General features: G+C 73.7%; 12 protein-coding genes. 5 read left to right on the top strand and 7 right to left on the bottom strand.

Going from position 1 to position 14,216, the window contains the following annotated elements:
* Positions 1–306 precede the first annotated feature (306 nt).
* Positions 307–924 carry a hypothetical protein gene (locus tag ACFY4B_RS24745; RefSeq protein WP_143204511.1) on the top strand — a complete coding sequence of 206 codons (618 nt, stop codon included), beginning with the start codon at positions 307–309 and terminating at the stop codon, positions 922–924.
* Between the two features lie 7 nt (positions 925–931).
* Here ACFY4B_RS24745 and ACFY4B_RS24740 read toward each other — a convergent pair whose 3' ends face one another.
* The 6 genes from ACFY4B_RS24740 to ACFY4B_RS24715 all read right to left on the bottom strand — a co-directional run bounded on the left by ACFY4B_RS24740 (position 932) and on the right by ACFY4B_RS24715 (position 7,491).
* The gene (locus tag ACFY4B_RS24740; RefSeq protein WP_387971006.1) at positions 932–1,903 is read right to left on the bottom strand and encodes a LuxR C-terminal-related transcriptional regulator; all 972 of its coding nucleotides are present in this window, start codon (positions 1,901–1,903) and stop codon (positions 932–934) included.
* Positions 1,896–2,861: a hypothetical protein gene (locus ACFY4B_RS24735; RefSeq protein ID WP_049650419.1), complete on the bottom strand. Its 966-nt coding sequence runs from the start codon at positions 2,859–2,861 to the stop codon at positions 1,896–1,898. Before ACFY4B_RS24735 ends, ACFY4B_RS24740 begins: the two co-directional genes overlap by 8 nt.
* Positions 2,858–3,718: a helix-turn-helix domain-containing protein gene (locus ACFY4B_RS24730; RefSeq protein WP_387971003.1), complete on the bottom strand. Its 861-nt coding sequence runs from the start codon at positions 3,716–3,718 to the stop codon at positions 2,858–2,860. The genes ACFY4B_RS24735 and ACFY4B_RS24730 overlap by 4 nt, the downstream gene beginning before the upstream one ends.
* Positions 3,711–4,685 (bottom strand): LuxR C-terminal-related transcriptional regulator, encoded by a 975-nt coding sequence (locus ACFY4B_RS24725; protein ID WP_387971000.1) that lies wholly within the window; start codon positions 4,683–4,685, stop codon positions 3,711–3,713. The genes ACFY4B_RS24730 and ACFY4B_RS24725 overlap by 8 nt, the downstream gene beginning before the upstream one ends.
* Entirely contained in the window at positions 4,675–5,664 is a 990-nt protein-coding gene (locus ACFY4B_RS24720) for a LuxR C-terminal-related transcriptional regulator (protein WP_375875066.1), read from the bottom strand. The genes ACFY4B_RS24725 and ACFY4B_RS24720 overlap by 11 nt, the downstream gene beginning before the upstream one ends.
* A gap of 717 nt (positions 5,665–6,381) precedes the next feature.
* The gene (locus ACFY4B_RS24715; RefSeq protein ID WP_049650415.1) at positions 6,382–7,491 is read right to left on the bottom strand and encodes a TDT family transporter; all 1,110 of its coding nucleotides are present in this window, start codon (positions 7,489–7,491) and stop codon (positions 6,382–6,384) included.
* Between the two features lie 71 nt (positions 7,492–7,562).
* On the opposite strand from ACFY4B_RS24715, the gene ACFY4B_RS24710 reads away from it, so the two are divergent.
* Positions 7,563–8,504: a LysR family transcriptional regulator gene (locus tag ACFY4B_RS24710; RefSeq protein WP_375875064.1), complete on the top strand. Its 942-nt coding sequence runs from the start codon at positions 7,563–7,565 to the stop codon at positions 8,502–8,504.
* 97 nt (positions 8,505–8,601) lie between these two features.
* The gene (gene clpB / locus ACFY4B_RS24705) at positions 8,602–11,208 is read left to right on the top strand and encodes an ATP-dependent chaperone ClpB (protein WP_049650413.1); all 2,607 of its coding nucleotides are present in this window, start codon (positions 8,602–8,604) and stop codon (positions 11,206–11,208) included.
* Positions 11,209–11,328: 120 nt separating this feature from the next.
* Here clpB and ACFY4B_RS24700 read toward each other — a convergent pair whose 3' ends face one another.
* Entirely contained in the window at positions 11,329–11,610 is a 282-nt protein-coding gene (locus ACFY4B_RS24700; protein ID WP_387970996.1) for a helix-turn-helix domain-containing protein, read from the bottom strand.
* Between the two features lie 451 nt (positions 11,611–12,061).
* On the opposite strand from ACFY4B_RS24700, the gene ACFY4B_RS24695 reads away from it, so the two are divergent.
* A complete protein-coding gene (locus ACFY4B_RS24695) occupies positions 12,062–12,619 on the top strand; it encodes a YbjN domain-containing protein (RefSeq protein WP_049650411.1) in 558 nt (185 codons plus the stop codon).
* 129 nt (positions 12,620–12,748) lie between these two features.
* The gene (locus ACFY4B_RS24690; protein WP_387970993.1) at positions 12,749–13,909 is read left to right on the top strand and encodes a pyridoxal phosphate-dependent aminotransferase; all 1,161 of its coding nucleotides are present in this window, start codon (positions 12,749–12,751) and stop codon (positions 13,907–13,909) included.
* Positions 13,910–14,216 lie beyond the last annotated feature (307 nt).

The following is a 14,216-nucleotide window of genomic DNA, read 5'->3' as shown; positions in this document are numbered from 1 at the left end:
ATGCAGTTGCGCCCAAGAACGCCGCCCCAGCGCAGTAAGGCAGTCACGAGGCGTCACCGCCCTGGCTTGACAACATCATTGGGAATCTCCCTGCCAGGCATCCAGATGCCACCTCGCAAACCTGGACGGAGACAGGCCGCGCGATGGACGATCAGTTCGCCCCCAATAGTCCAGCACCAGACGCCAATTCTGTTGCTGTACTGTCAATTTGACCACAACAGGGCACCGAACAACTTGAAGCAACAACCACTCTCCACGCCTGCCGGCACCACTTCCTAACCCGGTCGGCCTTTCCCCGGAGTCGACATGACCGAGCCCTACCTGCGTCACCACGACAGCCAGGCCCCTGAGGGTCGGCGTGCACGTGTGTTCCTGGCCGCCCCGCTGATGCGACTGACCGGGCCGGCCGACAGCGTGGTGACCCTCGCCAGCCGGACGCGGCTGACGACGCTCCGCACCACCCTCCTCCGCAGCGGTGCCGCCGTGTACAGCGCGCACCACAGCGACGCCTGGACCATCTCCGGCCGCGCGCCGGAGCCCCGCGTCCCCTCCGACTTCCGCGCCCTCCAGTCCGCGGACCTCGTGTTCGCCTACGTCGGCGCCCCGCTCTCGGCCGGCGTGAGCCTGGAGCTCGGCTGGGCGTCCGCGCTGCGCAAGCCGATCGTCCTCCTGGTCGACGAGGCCATCACCCACAACCCGCTGATCGCCACCATCGAGCAGGTCGCCCCCGTCCTCCCGCTGGTCTTCGACGACACCTGGTCGCAGGAGGCCCTCAACCACACGGTCGAGACCGCGCTCGACTGGGCCGGCATGGCGCTCTCCCTGCGCGAGGGCTTCTGGACCGCCCCCGGCGAGCAGTTCAACGTCCCCCGACAGCAGCCCGCCGTCCCCGGCTACTGGCCGACCGGCGCCGCCACCGGCTGAGCAGCGGCTACCCACCGGGCTCCCCCGCCCGGGCTCCCCGCATCTGCCAGCCCAACTGGAACAGCGTCTCCGCGTCGTACAGCTCACGCAGCCGGGCGATGTGACCGGCGACGGTGCGTTCGCTCAGCCCCAACCGGCTGGCGATCGCCCGCTGCGTGAGGCCGCGGGCGAGCAGCCGCGCGACCTGCTCGTGGGCGGCGGGTTCCGTCGACGTGGCCGCCAGGTCGGCCCAGTCCACGACCTGCGCCTGCCGCCACTGTTGTTCGAAGACCCCGACCAGGTACGTGACGGTCGCGGGATCCTCCACCACCGCAGCGGCCCTGTTGTCGGGGGCGGCCGGGATCAGGGCGACGGTTCGGTCGAAGATGAGGGTCCGGCTGAAGGCCGCGTCGAGGACCCGGATCCGCGAACCGAGCTTCGTGGTCTCCGCCGCGTACTCGACCTGATCCCGGTCCAGCCTGGCCTGCGGTTGGTAGATCGTGCGCACCGAGCCACCGCGCTCGATGTAGCGGCACGTCTGCGCGAGGCTGTCCTCCCGCTGAGCCGGAGGATGGAACCTGCCCGGCTGGGCGGTCAGGCACTCGTGCGGATAGTCCTTGATGAGCTGGGAGAGCAGGTGCCGGATCTCCACCATGCCCGCCACCTGCCGGACGCCACTCGCCACGTCCCTACGACGCGGAGCCGCGTCGTAGGCCTGGGTGAGGTCCTCCAGCAGATCCGGGAGACTGGCTGCCCTGGCGAGCAGACGGCTGCTCTCCTCCCGTAGGTCGGCGCCCAGACGCTCGCTCACGGCCCGGGGATTGATCGCGCTGTAGACGCCGTCCGCCGCGTGCAGAACCAGGAAGCCGAGGTCGGCGAGCTGCCTGACCCCCGCTTCGTCCTGCGCTCGGACCTCACTGAGCCGGAGACGTCCGCCGTCCCTGAGGATCTCCCGGTAGAGCTCCCGGGCGGCGGCGTCCGGCAGGTCGGCGTCAGGCATCGTGGGCTCCCCGCATCTGCCAGCCCAGTTGGAACAGCGTCTCGGCGTCGTACTGATCCCGCAGCCGGGCGATGTGGGCCGCGACCGTCCGCTCGCCCAGGCCCAGGCGGGTGGCGATCGCCCGCTGGGTGAGGCCGCGGGCGAGCAGCCGGCCGACCTGCTCAGGCACGGACGGCTCGCTGGAACCGGATGCCAGGGAGGCCCAGTTGACGCCCTCGGCGTCCTGCCAGTGCAGTTCGAAGGTCCGCACCAGGAAGTCGACCACGGCCGGGTCGTCGATGACGGCCGCGCTGGTTACCCCCGGTGCGGCGGCGACCACCGCCACGGTGCGGTCGAAGATCAGCATCTTGGGGAACGAGAACGCCGCGACCCTGATGTGGCAGCCGATCCCGGTCAGCCGGGCAGCCAGTCGGACGGTCGAGGCGTCGAGACGGGCCGCGGACTGGTAGAGGGTGCGGATCGAACCGCCCGTCTCCAGGAAGCGGCGGGCGTGGTTCACGGTGTCGTCGGCGGCGTCCACCGGCCGGGCGCCGCCGGGGTGGGCGCAGAGTGCCTCGTGGCGGAGCTCCTCGGAGAGTTGGGAGACCTGGTGCCGGATGTTCTCCATGCCCTCGACGACCCGGGTGCTCCCGGAACGGTCGCGGCGGCGGGACGCCGCGTCATAGGCGACGGTGAGGTCGCCGAACACGTCCGGGAGTTCCTCGGCCCGTGTCAGCAGACGCGTGCCGGCCGCCCGCAGGTCGGCGCCGATCCGGGCCGTGACCGAGCGCGGGTCCACCGCGCTGAGCGAGCCGTCCAGGACGTACGGCTTCAGCAGCCCCAGGTCCATCAGGGTCTGGACGGTCTGCGCGTCCTCCTCCGCCACGTCCGCGATCCGGATCCGGCCGCCCTCGCGCAGGATGGCCAGGTAGAGGGCGCGGGCGGTGTCGTCGAGCAGGGCGAATCCGGTATCGGTCACAGCCGCTCCCCCCGCATCTGCCAGCCCAGCTGAAACAGCGTCTCGGCGTCGTACTGCTCCCGCAGCCGGGCGATGTGGCCGGCCACGGTCCGCTCGCCCAGGCCCAGGCGGGTGGCGATCGCGCGCTGGGTGAGGCCCTGGGCGAGCAGTCGGGCGATCTGCTGATGGCTGGGCGAGTCGGCGGAACCGGCGGCCGGGATGACGGCCACGGTGCGGTCGAAGACCAGGAAGCGTGTGAACGGGACGGCGAGGATCCGGGTGGTGCAGCCGAGCAGGGCGACCTCGGCGGCGAAGCGGACGGTCGGCGGGTCCAGTCTGGCCGAGGCCTCGTAGAGCGAGCGCACGGTGCCACCGCGCTCGTGGACGCGGCGGGCGCGGTCGAGGGAGTCGGGTAGCAGTTCGGCGGGACGGGGGCCGCCGGGCTGGGCGGTCATCGTCTCGTCGGGGAACTCCTGGGCCAGCAGTTCCAGTTCGTGCCGGATGTCCTCCTTCGCCGTGAGGTAGCGGACTCCGGCCGGGCCGCTCCGCCGTTTCGGGGTCGCGTCGTAGGCGCGGGTCAGTTCGCCCATCAGTTCGGGCAGTTGCTCGGCCTCCACGAGCAGGCGGGCGCTCTGTCGGCGGATCTCGGTGCCGATCCGCTCCGTGGCCGCCCGCGGGTCGACCGCGCTGTACGCCGCGTCCTGCAACTGCGGCACCAGCAGCCCGAGTTCCACCAGCCGTCGGAGCGCAGGACCGTCTTCCTCGCCGACCTCGGCCGCCCGGACCCGGCCGCCCTCGCGCAGGACGGCGAGGTAGAGGGCGCGGGCGGCGGCGTCCGGGAGGGCGGCGGAGAGCGGGGTGGCGGGGGTGTCAGTCATGGTGTTCTCCGCGGAGCTGCCAGCCGAGGTGGAAGAGGCTGTGGGCGCCGTAGCGGTCGCGCAGCCGGGAGATGTGGGCGGCGACGGTGCGTTCGCTCACGCCGAGCCGGGTGGCGACGGCCCGTTGGGTGAGGCCGCGGGCGAGCAGTCGGCCGATCCGGACGGTGGTGACGGACGGCGGGTCGAGGTGGCGGTCGGCGGGGGTGGCGCGGGCCCAGTCGCGTTCGAACTGGGCGACCAGGTAGGCGACGGTGGTGGGGTCGGTGAGGAAGGCGGCCCGGTTGCGGTCCTCGTCGGCGGGGATGACGGCCACCGCGCGGTCGAAGACCACTACCCGCTCGTACGGTTCGGCGAGGACGCGGACCTGGGCGCCGTGCCCGGTGCGCAGCGCGACCTGGCTCCGTGCGGCGGGGTCGGCGAGGGTGACCGGCTGGTAGACGGTGCGCAGCGAGCAGCCGCGGCGGAGCAGCGAGAGGTCCTGGGCGAGGGCCATCCGGAGGGCTTCGAGGGGACGCGGTCCGGGCTGGGCGGCGAGGACCTCCTCCCGGCATTCCGAGACGAGTTCGCCGACCCGCCGGCGGACTTCGGCGGCGTCGTCGACGGTGCCGGCCGCAGGATCGCCGGTACCGGGATCGCCCGTACCGGGGTGGACAGCCGGGAGGTCGACGCCCGGGTGGCGGGCGGCGTCGTAGGCGCGGGCCAGTGGCCCGAGGGTGCCCGGGAGCCGCTCGGCGTGCCGTAGCAGGCGGAGGGCGCGGGTGCGCAGTTCGAGGCCGATCCGGTCGCCGAGGGCGCGCGGGCTGGCGGCGGTCCAGCCGGTGGCGGTGGGGGTGAGCAGGCCGCGGGCGACGAGGGCGGCCAGGGTGGGGCGGTCGGCGGGGGCGAGGTCCTCGGGGCGCAGTCGGCCGCCGCCCCGGACGGCGGTGAGGTAGAGCGCCCGCTCGGCCGGGCCCGGCTCATCGGTCATCGCGGGAGCCTCGCATCAGCCAGCCGAGTTGGAAGAGGGTCTGGGCGCCGTAGCGGTCGCGCAGCCGGGAGATGTGGGCGGCGACGGTGCGTTCGCTCAGGCCCAGCCGGGTGGCGACGGCGCGCTGGGTGAGGCCGCGGGCGAGCAGCCGGCCGACCCGGTCGGGGATGGTGCGGGCGGGTGCCTGGCCGGGGGCGGCGGCGCCGGCGGTGTCGGCGCGGGCCCAGTCGCGTTCGAAGGTGCCGACCAGGTAGGTGATGGTGGCCGGGTCGGTGATGAAGGCGGCGGTGCTGTTGTCGTCGTTGGCGGAGATCACGGCGACGGTCCGGTCGAAGACGATCAGCCGCTGGAAGGGCTCGTCGAGCACCCGGATGAGCGAGCCGTGCCGGGTGACCTCCTCGGCGTAGGCGAGGGCGGGCGGGTCGGCGAGGGCGACCGGCTGGTAGATGGTGCGCAGCGAGCAGCCGCGCCGGAGCAGTTGGACGTCCTGGAGGAGGGCGACCTGGAGGGTGTCGGCGGGCCGGTGGCCGGGTTGCGCGGTGAGGACCTCGGAGCGGCAGTCGGAGACCAGTTGGGAGATCCGCTGGCGGATGTGGACGTGCCCCTCGACGTGGACGGCGCCGCCGGCCCGGTCGGTCGGCCGGGGCATCGCGTCGTAGGCCCGGGTGAGGCCGTCGAGGGCGCCCGGGAGGTTCTCCGCGCGGACCAGCAGCCGGGTGGCCTCGCTGCGCAGTTCGGCGCCGAGGCGGTCGCTGACCGAGCGCGGGCTGACGGCGGTGTAGCAGCGGTCCATCCGGTTGACCATCAACAGGCCGATGTCGATGAGCTGTTGGAGCGCGCCCCGGTCGGCGTCCGCGACCTCGCCGGTGGGGACGCGGCCGCCCTCGGCGATGATGGCCAGGTAGAGCTGCCGGGCGGCCTCGTCGGGCTCCTCGCCCACCGGTCCCTGCTGCGGTGTGACCGCCGGTTCCGCCGTCACGTCGCACTCTCCCTGCCGGACGCCTCTCCCCTGGTGCTGCCCCTGTTCCTCGCCGCGCGGGCCGCGGCACCGGTGGGCCGGGCGGGCTCACGGTGCCGGTGGGCGGTACGGCGTGATCATGGATCAGGCGGTCACGGTACCGGGTGGGACGGCGGACCCCCGGGCCCGGGTGCCGTCGCACGCCGGGTCGTCCGGGGGCCGCCATCGGTACGCCAATGCCAAGGCGCTCCCGTCGAGGCGGAGCAGCAACGCCTCGACGGGTCCGGCCGGGAGGCCATCACCACACATGGCCCCGGCCGGCGCCCTTCCCCCCCGTTCCACCGGTGCGGGTTGTCGCACCTGCGGTCAGTTTCGAAGAGCGAGTCGCCACCATCAGGCTGCGGTTGCCTGGACGACTTGGCGTGCCTCCACCCTCACAGCGTGACGGCCGGTGAACAAGTGCCGCCCGAGTGCATGTTCGCGCAATTGCAGCTATCTGCATCCGGGCGCGGCCGCGGGCGGTTCGGGCGGTGGGGCGGATTCCGGTGGGAACCCGGGCCTGGAAGGGGAGTCGGCGCCGACCGGCACTTCCGCCGGGCGGCCGTGCGCGGTCGTCCCGGCCGTGCACGTTCCTGCATCGGCGGCGTGCTCCTGAGCCGTACCGTCCGCGCGCGGGGACGGGCCCCGCACCACGCGGACGGCCGCCCCGGGCGACGGCCGCCCCGGGCGACGGGCCCCTCAGCGGGCCAGCAGCCGCCCCCGCGCGAGCCCGGCCGCGGTGCCGCCCGCGGCGAGCACCCAGGCGGACGCGAGCAGCAGGTAGAGGCCGACGGCCAGCGCGCTGAAGCCCGCGAAGCCGGTGTGCCGGGCGAGCGCGGAGGCGCCGGTGACGCAGGTGCCGACCGGGAAGGTGTACGCCCACCAGGTCATCGCGAACGGCATCCCGGCCCGCCGGGCCCGCAGGTTGGCGGCGAGCGCGACGGCCAGCCAGAGCATCGCGACGCCGATCACCGCCACGCCGTACAGCTCGGCGAGGTCGGTCATGGCGGGGGCCAGCGCGGGCAGTACCGGGCGGGCGGCGTCGGCGAGCTGGTGGACCGCGGTGACGGACTGGCCGAGCGGGCCGAGCACCAGGAACAGCGTGGGGGTGAGCGCCAGGGCGGGCAGCCTGCTGTGGAACAGCCCGGTGAACACCACCGGCAGCAGCACCAGGGTGGCCAGCAGGCCGACGCCGAACAGCGCCCAGCAGCCGTACAGCATGGCCTGCTGGGCCGTTCCGGCCGGCAGGTGCGGGACGAGCGCCGGGCCGCAGGCGGAGGCGACCAGCGGGGCGACCACCGGCAGCAGCCAGGTCGGGTTGGCCTCCAGGGCGGAGACCCGGTGCCGGGTGATCATCAGGTACGGGATGCCGCCGGCCACGGCCAGCGCGTACACGGTGCCGAGGCTCCACAGCACCGCGTCCAGGGCGACCGCCGGGCCGGTGCCGATGACCCGGGAGCCGAGCAGCATGGTGCCCAGTCCGACCGAGAGCAGCGCCATCGGCGGACAGCCGTAGAAGACCGCGGTCGCCGGGTTGTCCAGCAGCTGGGCGCGGGCCGCCTCGCGGTGCCGGGTGAGGTGGACCAGCCGGGCCCCGGCCAGCACCAGCAGGGCGGCCAGCGCGAGCGCCCACAGCACCTCGCCGAAGCCGGTCAGCCCGGGCGGCCGCACCGGCAGGACGGCGGCGCCGTTCGCCAGGATCGCGGTGCCCATCACGGCGGCGTACCAGTTGGGGCCGAGCTGGGCGAGGTCGGGCCGGCGGCGGGCGGCGGGGCGGGCGAGGGGTCGGATACCGGCCAGAGTGGACATGCTCCCACCGTCGCCCGGAGGGCCCGGCGGCCGGTAGCGCCGGGGCTTCTATGGGGGCATAGCCTGGATCTATGCCCCTCTCCTCGCACGTCCCCGAACTCGGCGCCCTGGAACTGCTGCTCGCGGTGGCCCGGCTGGGCAGCGTCGGACGGGCGGCGGCCGAGCTGGGCGTCAGCCAGCCGACCGCCAGCGCCCGGATCAAGGGCATGGAGCGGCAGATCGGCGTCGCGCTGCTGGACCGCTCGCCCCGGGGCAGCCGGCCGACCGAGGCGGGCCGGCTGGTGGTCGAGTGGGCCCGGCAGGTGGTGGAGGCGGCGCAGGCGCTGGACGCCGGGATCGACGCGCTGCGCGAGCGGCGGGACGCCAAGCTGCGGGTGGTGGCCAGCCTGACCGTCGCCGAGTACCTGATGCCCGGCTGGCTGCTGGGCCTGTCCGAGGCCAGCCCGGGCACCGCGGTGACGCTGCGGACGGCGAACTCGGCGGAGGTCGCCGGGCACGTCCTGGCCGGGGACGCCGACCTCGGCTTCGTCGAGGGCCCGTCCACCCCGCCCGGGCTGGCCGGCGCGGTGGTGGCGGCGGACCGGCTGGTGGTCGTGGTGGCGCCCGGCCACCCGTGGGCGCGCCGCCGCGTCCCGCTGACCGGGGCCGAGCTGGCGGCCGTCCCGCTGGTGCTGCGCGAGCCCGGCTCGGGCACCCGGGAGGTACTGGAGGCGGCCCTGAAGCCGTACGGGGGCGCGGTGCGGCCCCGGATGGAGCTGGCCTCGTCGACCGCGCTGAAGGCGGCGGCGATGACCGGGGCGGGGCCGGTCTGCCTGAGCGAGCTGGCCGTGGTGGAGGAACTGGCCACCCGGCGGCTGGTCGAGGTGCCGCTGGTGGAGGAACTGGACCTGCGGCGGCCGCTGCGCGCGGTCTGGCCGGCCGGGCAGCGGCCGAGCGGGCCGGCCCGGGAGCTGCTGGGGCTGACCCGGCGGCCCGTCGGGCGTCCGGCGGCGCGCCGGCTTCCCCCGGCCTGAAGAAGCCCTGTCCGGGAAGGGTTGAGCGGAATAGACTCAACTTAGTGCATGCTGTACGTAGCAGTAGTGAAGGACGACCAGGGAGGACCCCCCAGCAGTGGACGCCAGCAAGTTCACCACCAAGACGCAGGACGCCCTGTCCGCCGCGATCCGGCAGGCGGGCACGGCCGGCAACCCGGACGTCAGGCCGGTGCACATCCTGATCGCCCTGCTGGAGCAGCCCGAGGGCATCGCCCGGCCCCTGCTGGAGGCGGTCGGCGCCGACGTCGCCCGGGTCGACGCCGAGGCCCGCCGCCAGGCGGCCGCGCTGCCCAGCGCGATGGGCTCGACGGTCTCCGCGCCGCAGCTCGCCCGGGACACCATCGCGGTGCTCACCGAGGCCGGCAAGCGCGCGAGCGACCTCGACGACCAGTACGTCTCCACCGAGCACCTGATGGTCGGCCTGGCCGCCGAGGGCGGGCAGGTGGCCGAGCTGCTGGTGCAGCAGGGCGCCACGCCGAAGGCGCTGCTCGCCGCGTTCAAGGACGTCCGGGGCAGCGGCCGGGTCACCTCGCCGGACCCGGAGGGCACCTACAAGGCGCTGGAGAAGTACGGCACCGACCTCACCCAGGCCGCCCGGGACGGCAAGCTCGACCCGGTGATCGGCCGCGACCACGAGATCCGCCGGGTGGTCCAGGTGCTCTCCCGCCGGACCAAGAACAACCCGGTGCTGATCGGCGAGCCCGGCGTCGGCAAGACCGCCGTGGTCGAGGGCCTGGCCCAGCGCATCGTGGCCGGCGACGTGCCGGAGTCGCTGCGCGGCAAGCGGCTGGTCTCGCTGGACCTCAGCGCGATGGTCGCGGGCGCCAAGTTCCGCGGCGAGTTCGAGGAGCGGCTGAAGGCCGTCCTGAACGACATCAAGGCCTCCGACGGCCAGGTCGTCACCTTCATCGACGAGCTGCACACCATGGTCGGCGCGGGCGCCGGCGGGGACTCCGCGATGGACGCGGGCAACATGCTCAAGCCGATGCTGGCCCGCGGCGAGCTGCGGATGGTCGGCGCCACCACGCTGGACGAGTACCGCGAGCGGATCGAGAAGGACCCGGCCCTGGAGCGCCGCTTCCAGCAGGTGCTGGTCGGCGAGCCCAGCGTGGAGGACTCGATCGCCATCCTGCGCGGCCTCAAGGGCCGGTACGAGGCGCACCACAAGGTGCAGATCTCGGACGCCGCCCTGGTCGCCGCGGCCACCCTGTCCAACCGCTACATCACCTCCCGCTTCCTGCCCGACAAGGCGATCGACCTGGTCGACGAGGCGGCCTCCCGGCTGCGGATGGAGATCGACTCCTCCCCGGTCGAGATCGACGAACTCCAGCGCTCGGTCGACCGGTTGCGGATGGAGGAGCTGGCCCTGGAGAAGGAGTCGGACCCCGCCTCGGTCGACCGGCTGGCCCGGCTGCGGCGCGACCTCGCCGACCGGAACGAGCAGTTGAGCGTGCTCACGGCGCGCTGGGAGCAGGAGAAGAAGAGCCTCAACCGGGTCGGCGAGCTCAAGGGGCGGCTGGACGACCTGCACGGCGCGCTCGAACGCGCCCAGCGCGACGGGGACTTCGAGCGGGCGTCCAAGCTGATGTACGCCGAGATCCCGGCCGCCGAGAAGGAGCTCACCGACGCCCAGGAGCGGGCCGCCGACCAGGACGCCTCCGCCTCGATGGTCAAGGAGGAGGTCGGCCCGGACGACGTGGCCGACGTGGTCGCCTCCTGGACGGGCATCCCGGCCGGCCGGCTGCTGGAGGGCGAGAGCGCCAAACTCCTGCGCATGGAGGAGGAGTTGGGCCGTCGCCTGATCGGCCAGAAGGAGGCCGTGCAGGCCGTCTCGGACGCGGTGCGGCGCACCCGCTCCGGCATCGCCGACCCGGACCGCCCGACCGGCTCCTTCCTCTTCCTCGGCCCGACCGGCGTCGGCAAGACCGAACTCGCCAAGGCCCTGGCCGACTTCCTGTTCGACGACGCCCGGGCCATGGTCCGGATCGACATGAGCGAGTACGGCGAGAAGCACTCGGTCTCCCGCCTGGTCGGCGCCCCGCCCGGGTACGTCGGCTACGAGGAGGGCGGCCAGCTCACCGAGGCGGTCCGCCGCCGCCCGTACAGCGTGGTGCTGCTGGACGAGGTGGAGAAGGCGCACCCGGAGGTCTTCGACGTCCTGCTCCAGGTGCTGGACGACGGGCGGCTCACCGACGGCCAGGGCCGCACGGTGGACTTCCGCAACGCCATCCTGATCCTCACCTCCAACCTGGGCTCGCAGTACCTCGTCGACCCGGCCACCCCGGAGGCCGAGAAGCGGGAGCTGGTGCTGGGCACCGTCCGGTCCGCGTTCAAGCCGGAGTTCCTCAACCGGCTGGACGACATCGTGGTCTTCGAGCCGCTGGGCACCGGCGAGCTGAGCCGGATCGTCGACCTCCAGGTGGCCCTCCTGGGCGAGCGGCTGCGGGAGCGGCGGCTCACCCTGGACGTCTCCGAGGCCGCCCGCGACTGGCTGGCGCTCACCGGCTACGACCCGGCGTACGGCGCCCGCCCGCTGCGCCGGCTGGTGCAGTCCGCGATCGGCGACCAGCTGGCCCGGGCGATCCTGTCCGGCGCGGTGCACGACGGGGACACCGTCGTGGTCGAGCGGGACGAGGAGGGCGACCGCCTCACCGTCCGCGGCCGGGGGCCGCTGGAGAAGTAGCACCGCCGGGCGTCCGGCGCACGGGCCGTTCCCTCCGCTCCGGCGGCGGGGGACGGCCCGTTCCGCGTCCCCGGCCCGGTTCGCGCCCCCGGCCCGTTTCGCGCCCCGGGCCGGACGCCGTCACTCCGCCGTCTGCCGCAGCAGCCGCCGCGTCCGGTCCCGCCGGCTGCGCGCCAGCCGGTGCAGTTCGGCCACCTGGGCGTCCGGCAGGTTCCAGGTCTGGGTCAGCAGCCGCAGCGTGGACACCCGCGGGCAGGACACCTCCCGTTCCAGGTCCCGGATCGACCGCACGCTCAGCCCGGTCGCCTCGCCCAGCTGCTCCTGCGTCATCCCCCGGTCCAGCCGGATGCTCCGCAGCAGCGCCCCGAGCGATGCGCCGTCCCCCGTCGCCGCTCCACCCACTCCTGTTCCCCCCTCAATTCCGGACAGTCCGCCTCAGGACAGCTCAACTCACCCGGCTGGGCCGGGATTTGACCGAAGCGATTTCCGTCGCACGCTAACCGCATCCGGCCCGCACGGCAGCCGAACCGGCGCGCCGGGCGCGTGACGTGGCTCACGCGCGCCCTCCGGACGGCCTCCAGCCCGCCCCGGACACCCTCCGTGACCGCCGCCCCGCTCCACCCCCGCCGGAAGCGCCGGGGAACACCCGAGGGAAGCCCGGGGGAAGCCCGGGAAGAACCCGGGAAGGACACCCGGAACGACACCGCGAAGAACGCCGTGAAGAACGCCGGACGAAGATCGACTCGCCCCTCGGCTGCCCCTGTGAGCGGAGCCCCGAATGAGGCAGGATGGGAGGTGGAAAGGGCGGCCTCTCATTGCCGGCCACCACGTGCACTGAGGAATGAGGACCCCCATGAGCATCGACCCGTCGTCCATCCCGTCCTTCGGCGTCCCCCAGGGCGGCCAGCCCGGCGGCCAGGGCGGGCGGCCGGCCGGCCCGCCGCCGATCATCGTCCCGGACCAGGGCCTGGTCACCCAGCTGCTGGACCAGATGCAGCTCAAGCACGTCGTGGACGAGGAGGGCGACCTCACCGCCCCCTGGGAGGGCTTCCGCGTCTACTACATGTTCCGCGGCGAGCAGAAGGAGCTCTTCGCGGTGCGCGCCTTCTACGACCGCGCGTACCCGCTGGAGAAGAAGGGCGAGATCCTCGACCTGATCGACGAGTGGAACCGCGAGACCCTCTGGCCCAAGGTCTACACCCACACCCACGAGGACGGCGTGGTCCGCCTGATCGGCGAGGCCCAGATGATCGTCGGCGCCGGCGTCAACCTGGACTACTTCGTCACCACCACCGCCAACTGGACCCAGGCCGCGGTCGGCTTCGAGCAGTGGATCGTCGAGCGCCTCGGCCTCCAGAACGAGATCGAGGGCGAGGACGGCGAGGGCGCCGAGGGCACCGACGAGGCCTGATCCCGCCCCGGTACCCCCCGCACCGCCCGTTCGGCCCGCCACCCGCCCCCGCGGCGGTGGCGGGCCGTTCTTGTCCCCGGCTCCCGGCTGACCCAGGATGGCCTGACAACGAGCCGTGAGGAGCCACCGATGGGTACCAGGCCACTGCTGAACCGCCGACTGGCCGGGATGGGCACGACGGTCTTCGCCGAGATGTCCGCCCTGGCCACGGCCACCGGCTCGATCAACCTCGGCCAGGGCTTCCCGGACACCGACGGGCCCGAGGAGGTCCGCGAGGCGGCCGTACGGGCCCTGCGCGAGGGCCGCGGCAACCAGTACCCGCCCGGCCCCGGCGTCCCCGAGCTGCGCACCGCGATCGCCGAGCACCAGCAGCGGTTCCACGGCCTCGCGTACGACCCGGACAGCGAGGTGCTGGTCACCGCCGGCGCCACCGAGGCCATCGCCGCCACCCTGCTGGCCCTCCTGGAGCCGGGCGACGAGGTGATCGCCTTCGAGCCGTTCTACGACTCGTACGCCGCCTGCATCGCGATGGCCGGCGCCACCCGGGTGCCGCTCACCCTGCGGGCCCCGTCCTTCCGCCCTGACCTGGACGAGCTGCGCTCGCTGATCACCCCGCGCACCCGGCTGCTGCTGATCAACACCCCGCACAACCCGACCGGCACCGTCCTCACCGCCGAGGAGCTCGCGACCATCGCCGAACTCGCCGTCGAGCACGACCTGCTGGTCGCCACCGACGAGGTCTACGAGCACCTGGTGTTCGGCGCCGCCCACCACCCGATCGCCGCCCTGCCCGGCATGCGCGGACGCACCGTCAGCATCTCCTCGGCCGGCAAGACCTTCTCCTTCACCGGCTGGAAGGTCGGCTGGGTCACCGCGAGCCCGGACCTGGTGGCGGCCGTGCGCACCGCGAAGCAGTACCTCACCTACGTCAGCGCGGGCCCCTTCCAGTACGCCGTCGCCGAGGCCCTGCGGCTGCCGGACACGTACTTCGACACCCTCCGCGCCGACCTGCTGCGCAAGCGCGACCTGCTGGTCGACGGCCTCACCGCGGCCGGCTTCCGGGCCTTCACGCCCGAGGGCACGTACTTCGTCACCACCGACATCACCCCGCTCGGTGAGAAGGACGGCATCGAGTTCTGCCGTGCCCTGCCCGGCCGTTGCGGCGTCGTCGCCATCCCGAACGCGGTGTTCTACGACGACGTGGAGGCCGGCCGTAGCCTGGTCCGCTTCACTTTCTGCAAAAAGGACGAGGTCCTTCAGGAGGCCGTCGCCCGCCTGCGGCGCCTGTGAGGGGCCGCACGCCCCCTTTCACGCCCTTCTCCGCACCCTTCGAACAGGACTGCCCGCAGCCCGACACCAGTTCTGATGGATCATCAACTTCCTTGATCGGCTTGCTTGTTTGCCGCCACTGAGGCACGCTGGCCGACCCTCCGGGCACTCTCCCGCCGCCCTCCACGCCTCGCGCCTGGAGGGCGGCGGTGCGTGATGCGCCCGAACAGCGCACACCCGGCGCGCACGGCGCGCAATCCGGTGATAGGGGCGCGCGCTGTGCAGACTCGTACACGGGCTCGATCAGAGCCGGGAAGCAGGTGTGCTC

The sequence above is a fragment of the Kitasatospora sp. NPDC001261 genome, from assembly GCF_042896795.1.
Lineage (GTDB): Bacteria > Actinomycetota > Actinomycetes > Streptomycetales > Streptomycetaceae > Kitasatospora.
This window is presented reverse-complemented; position numbering and strand designations above follow the sequence as displayed.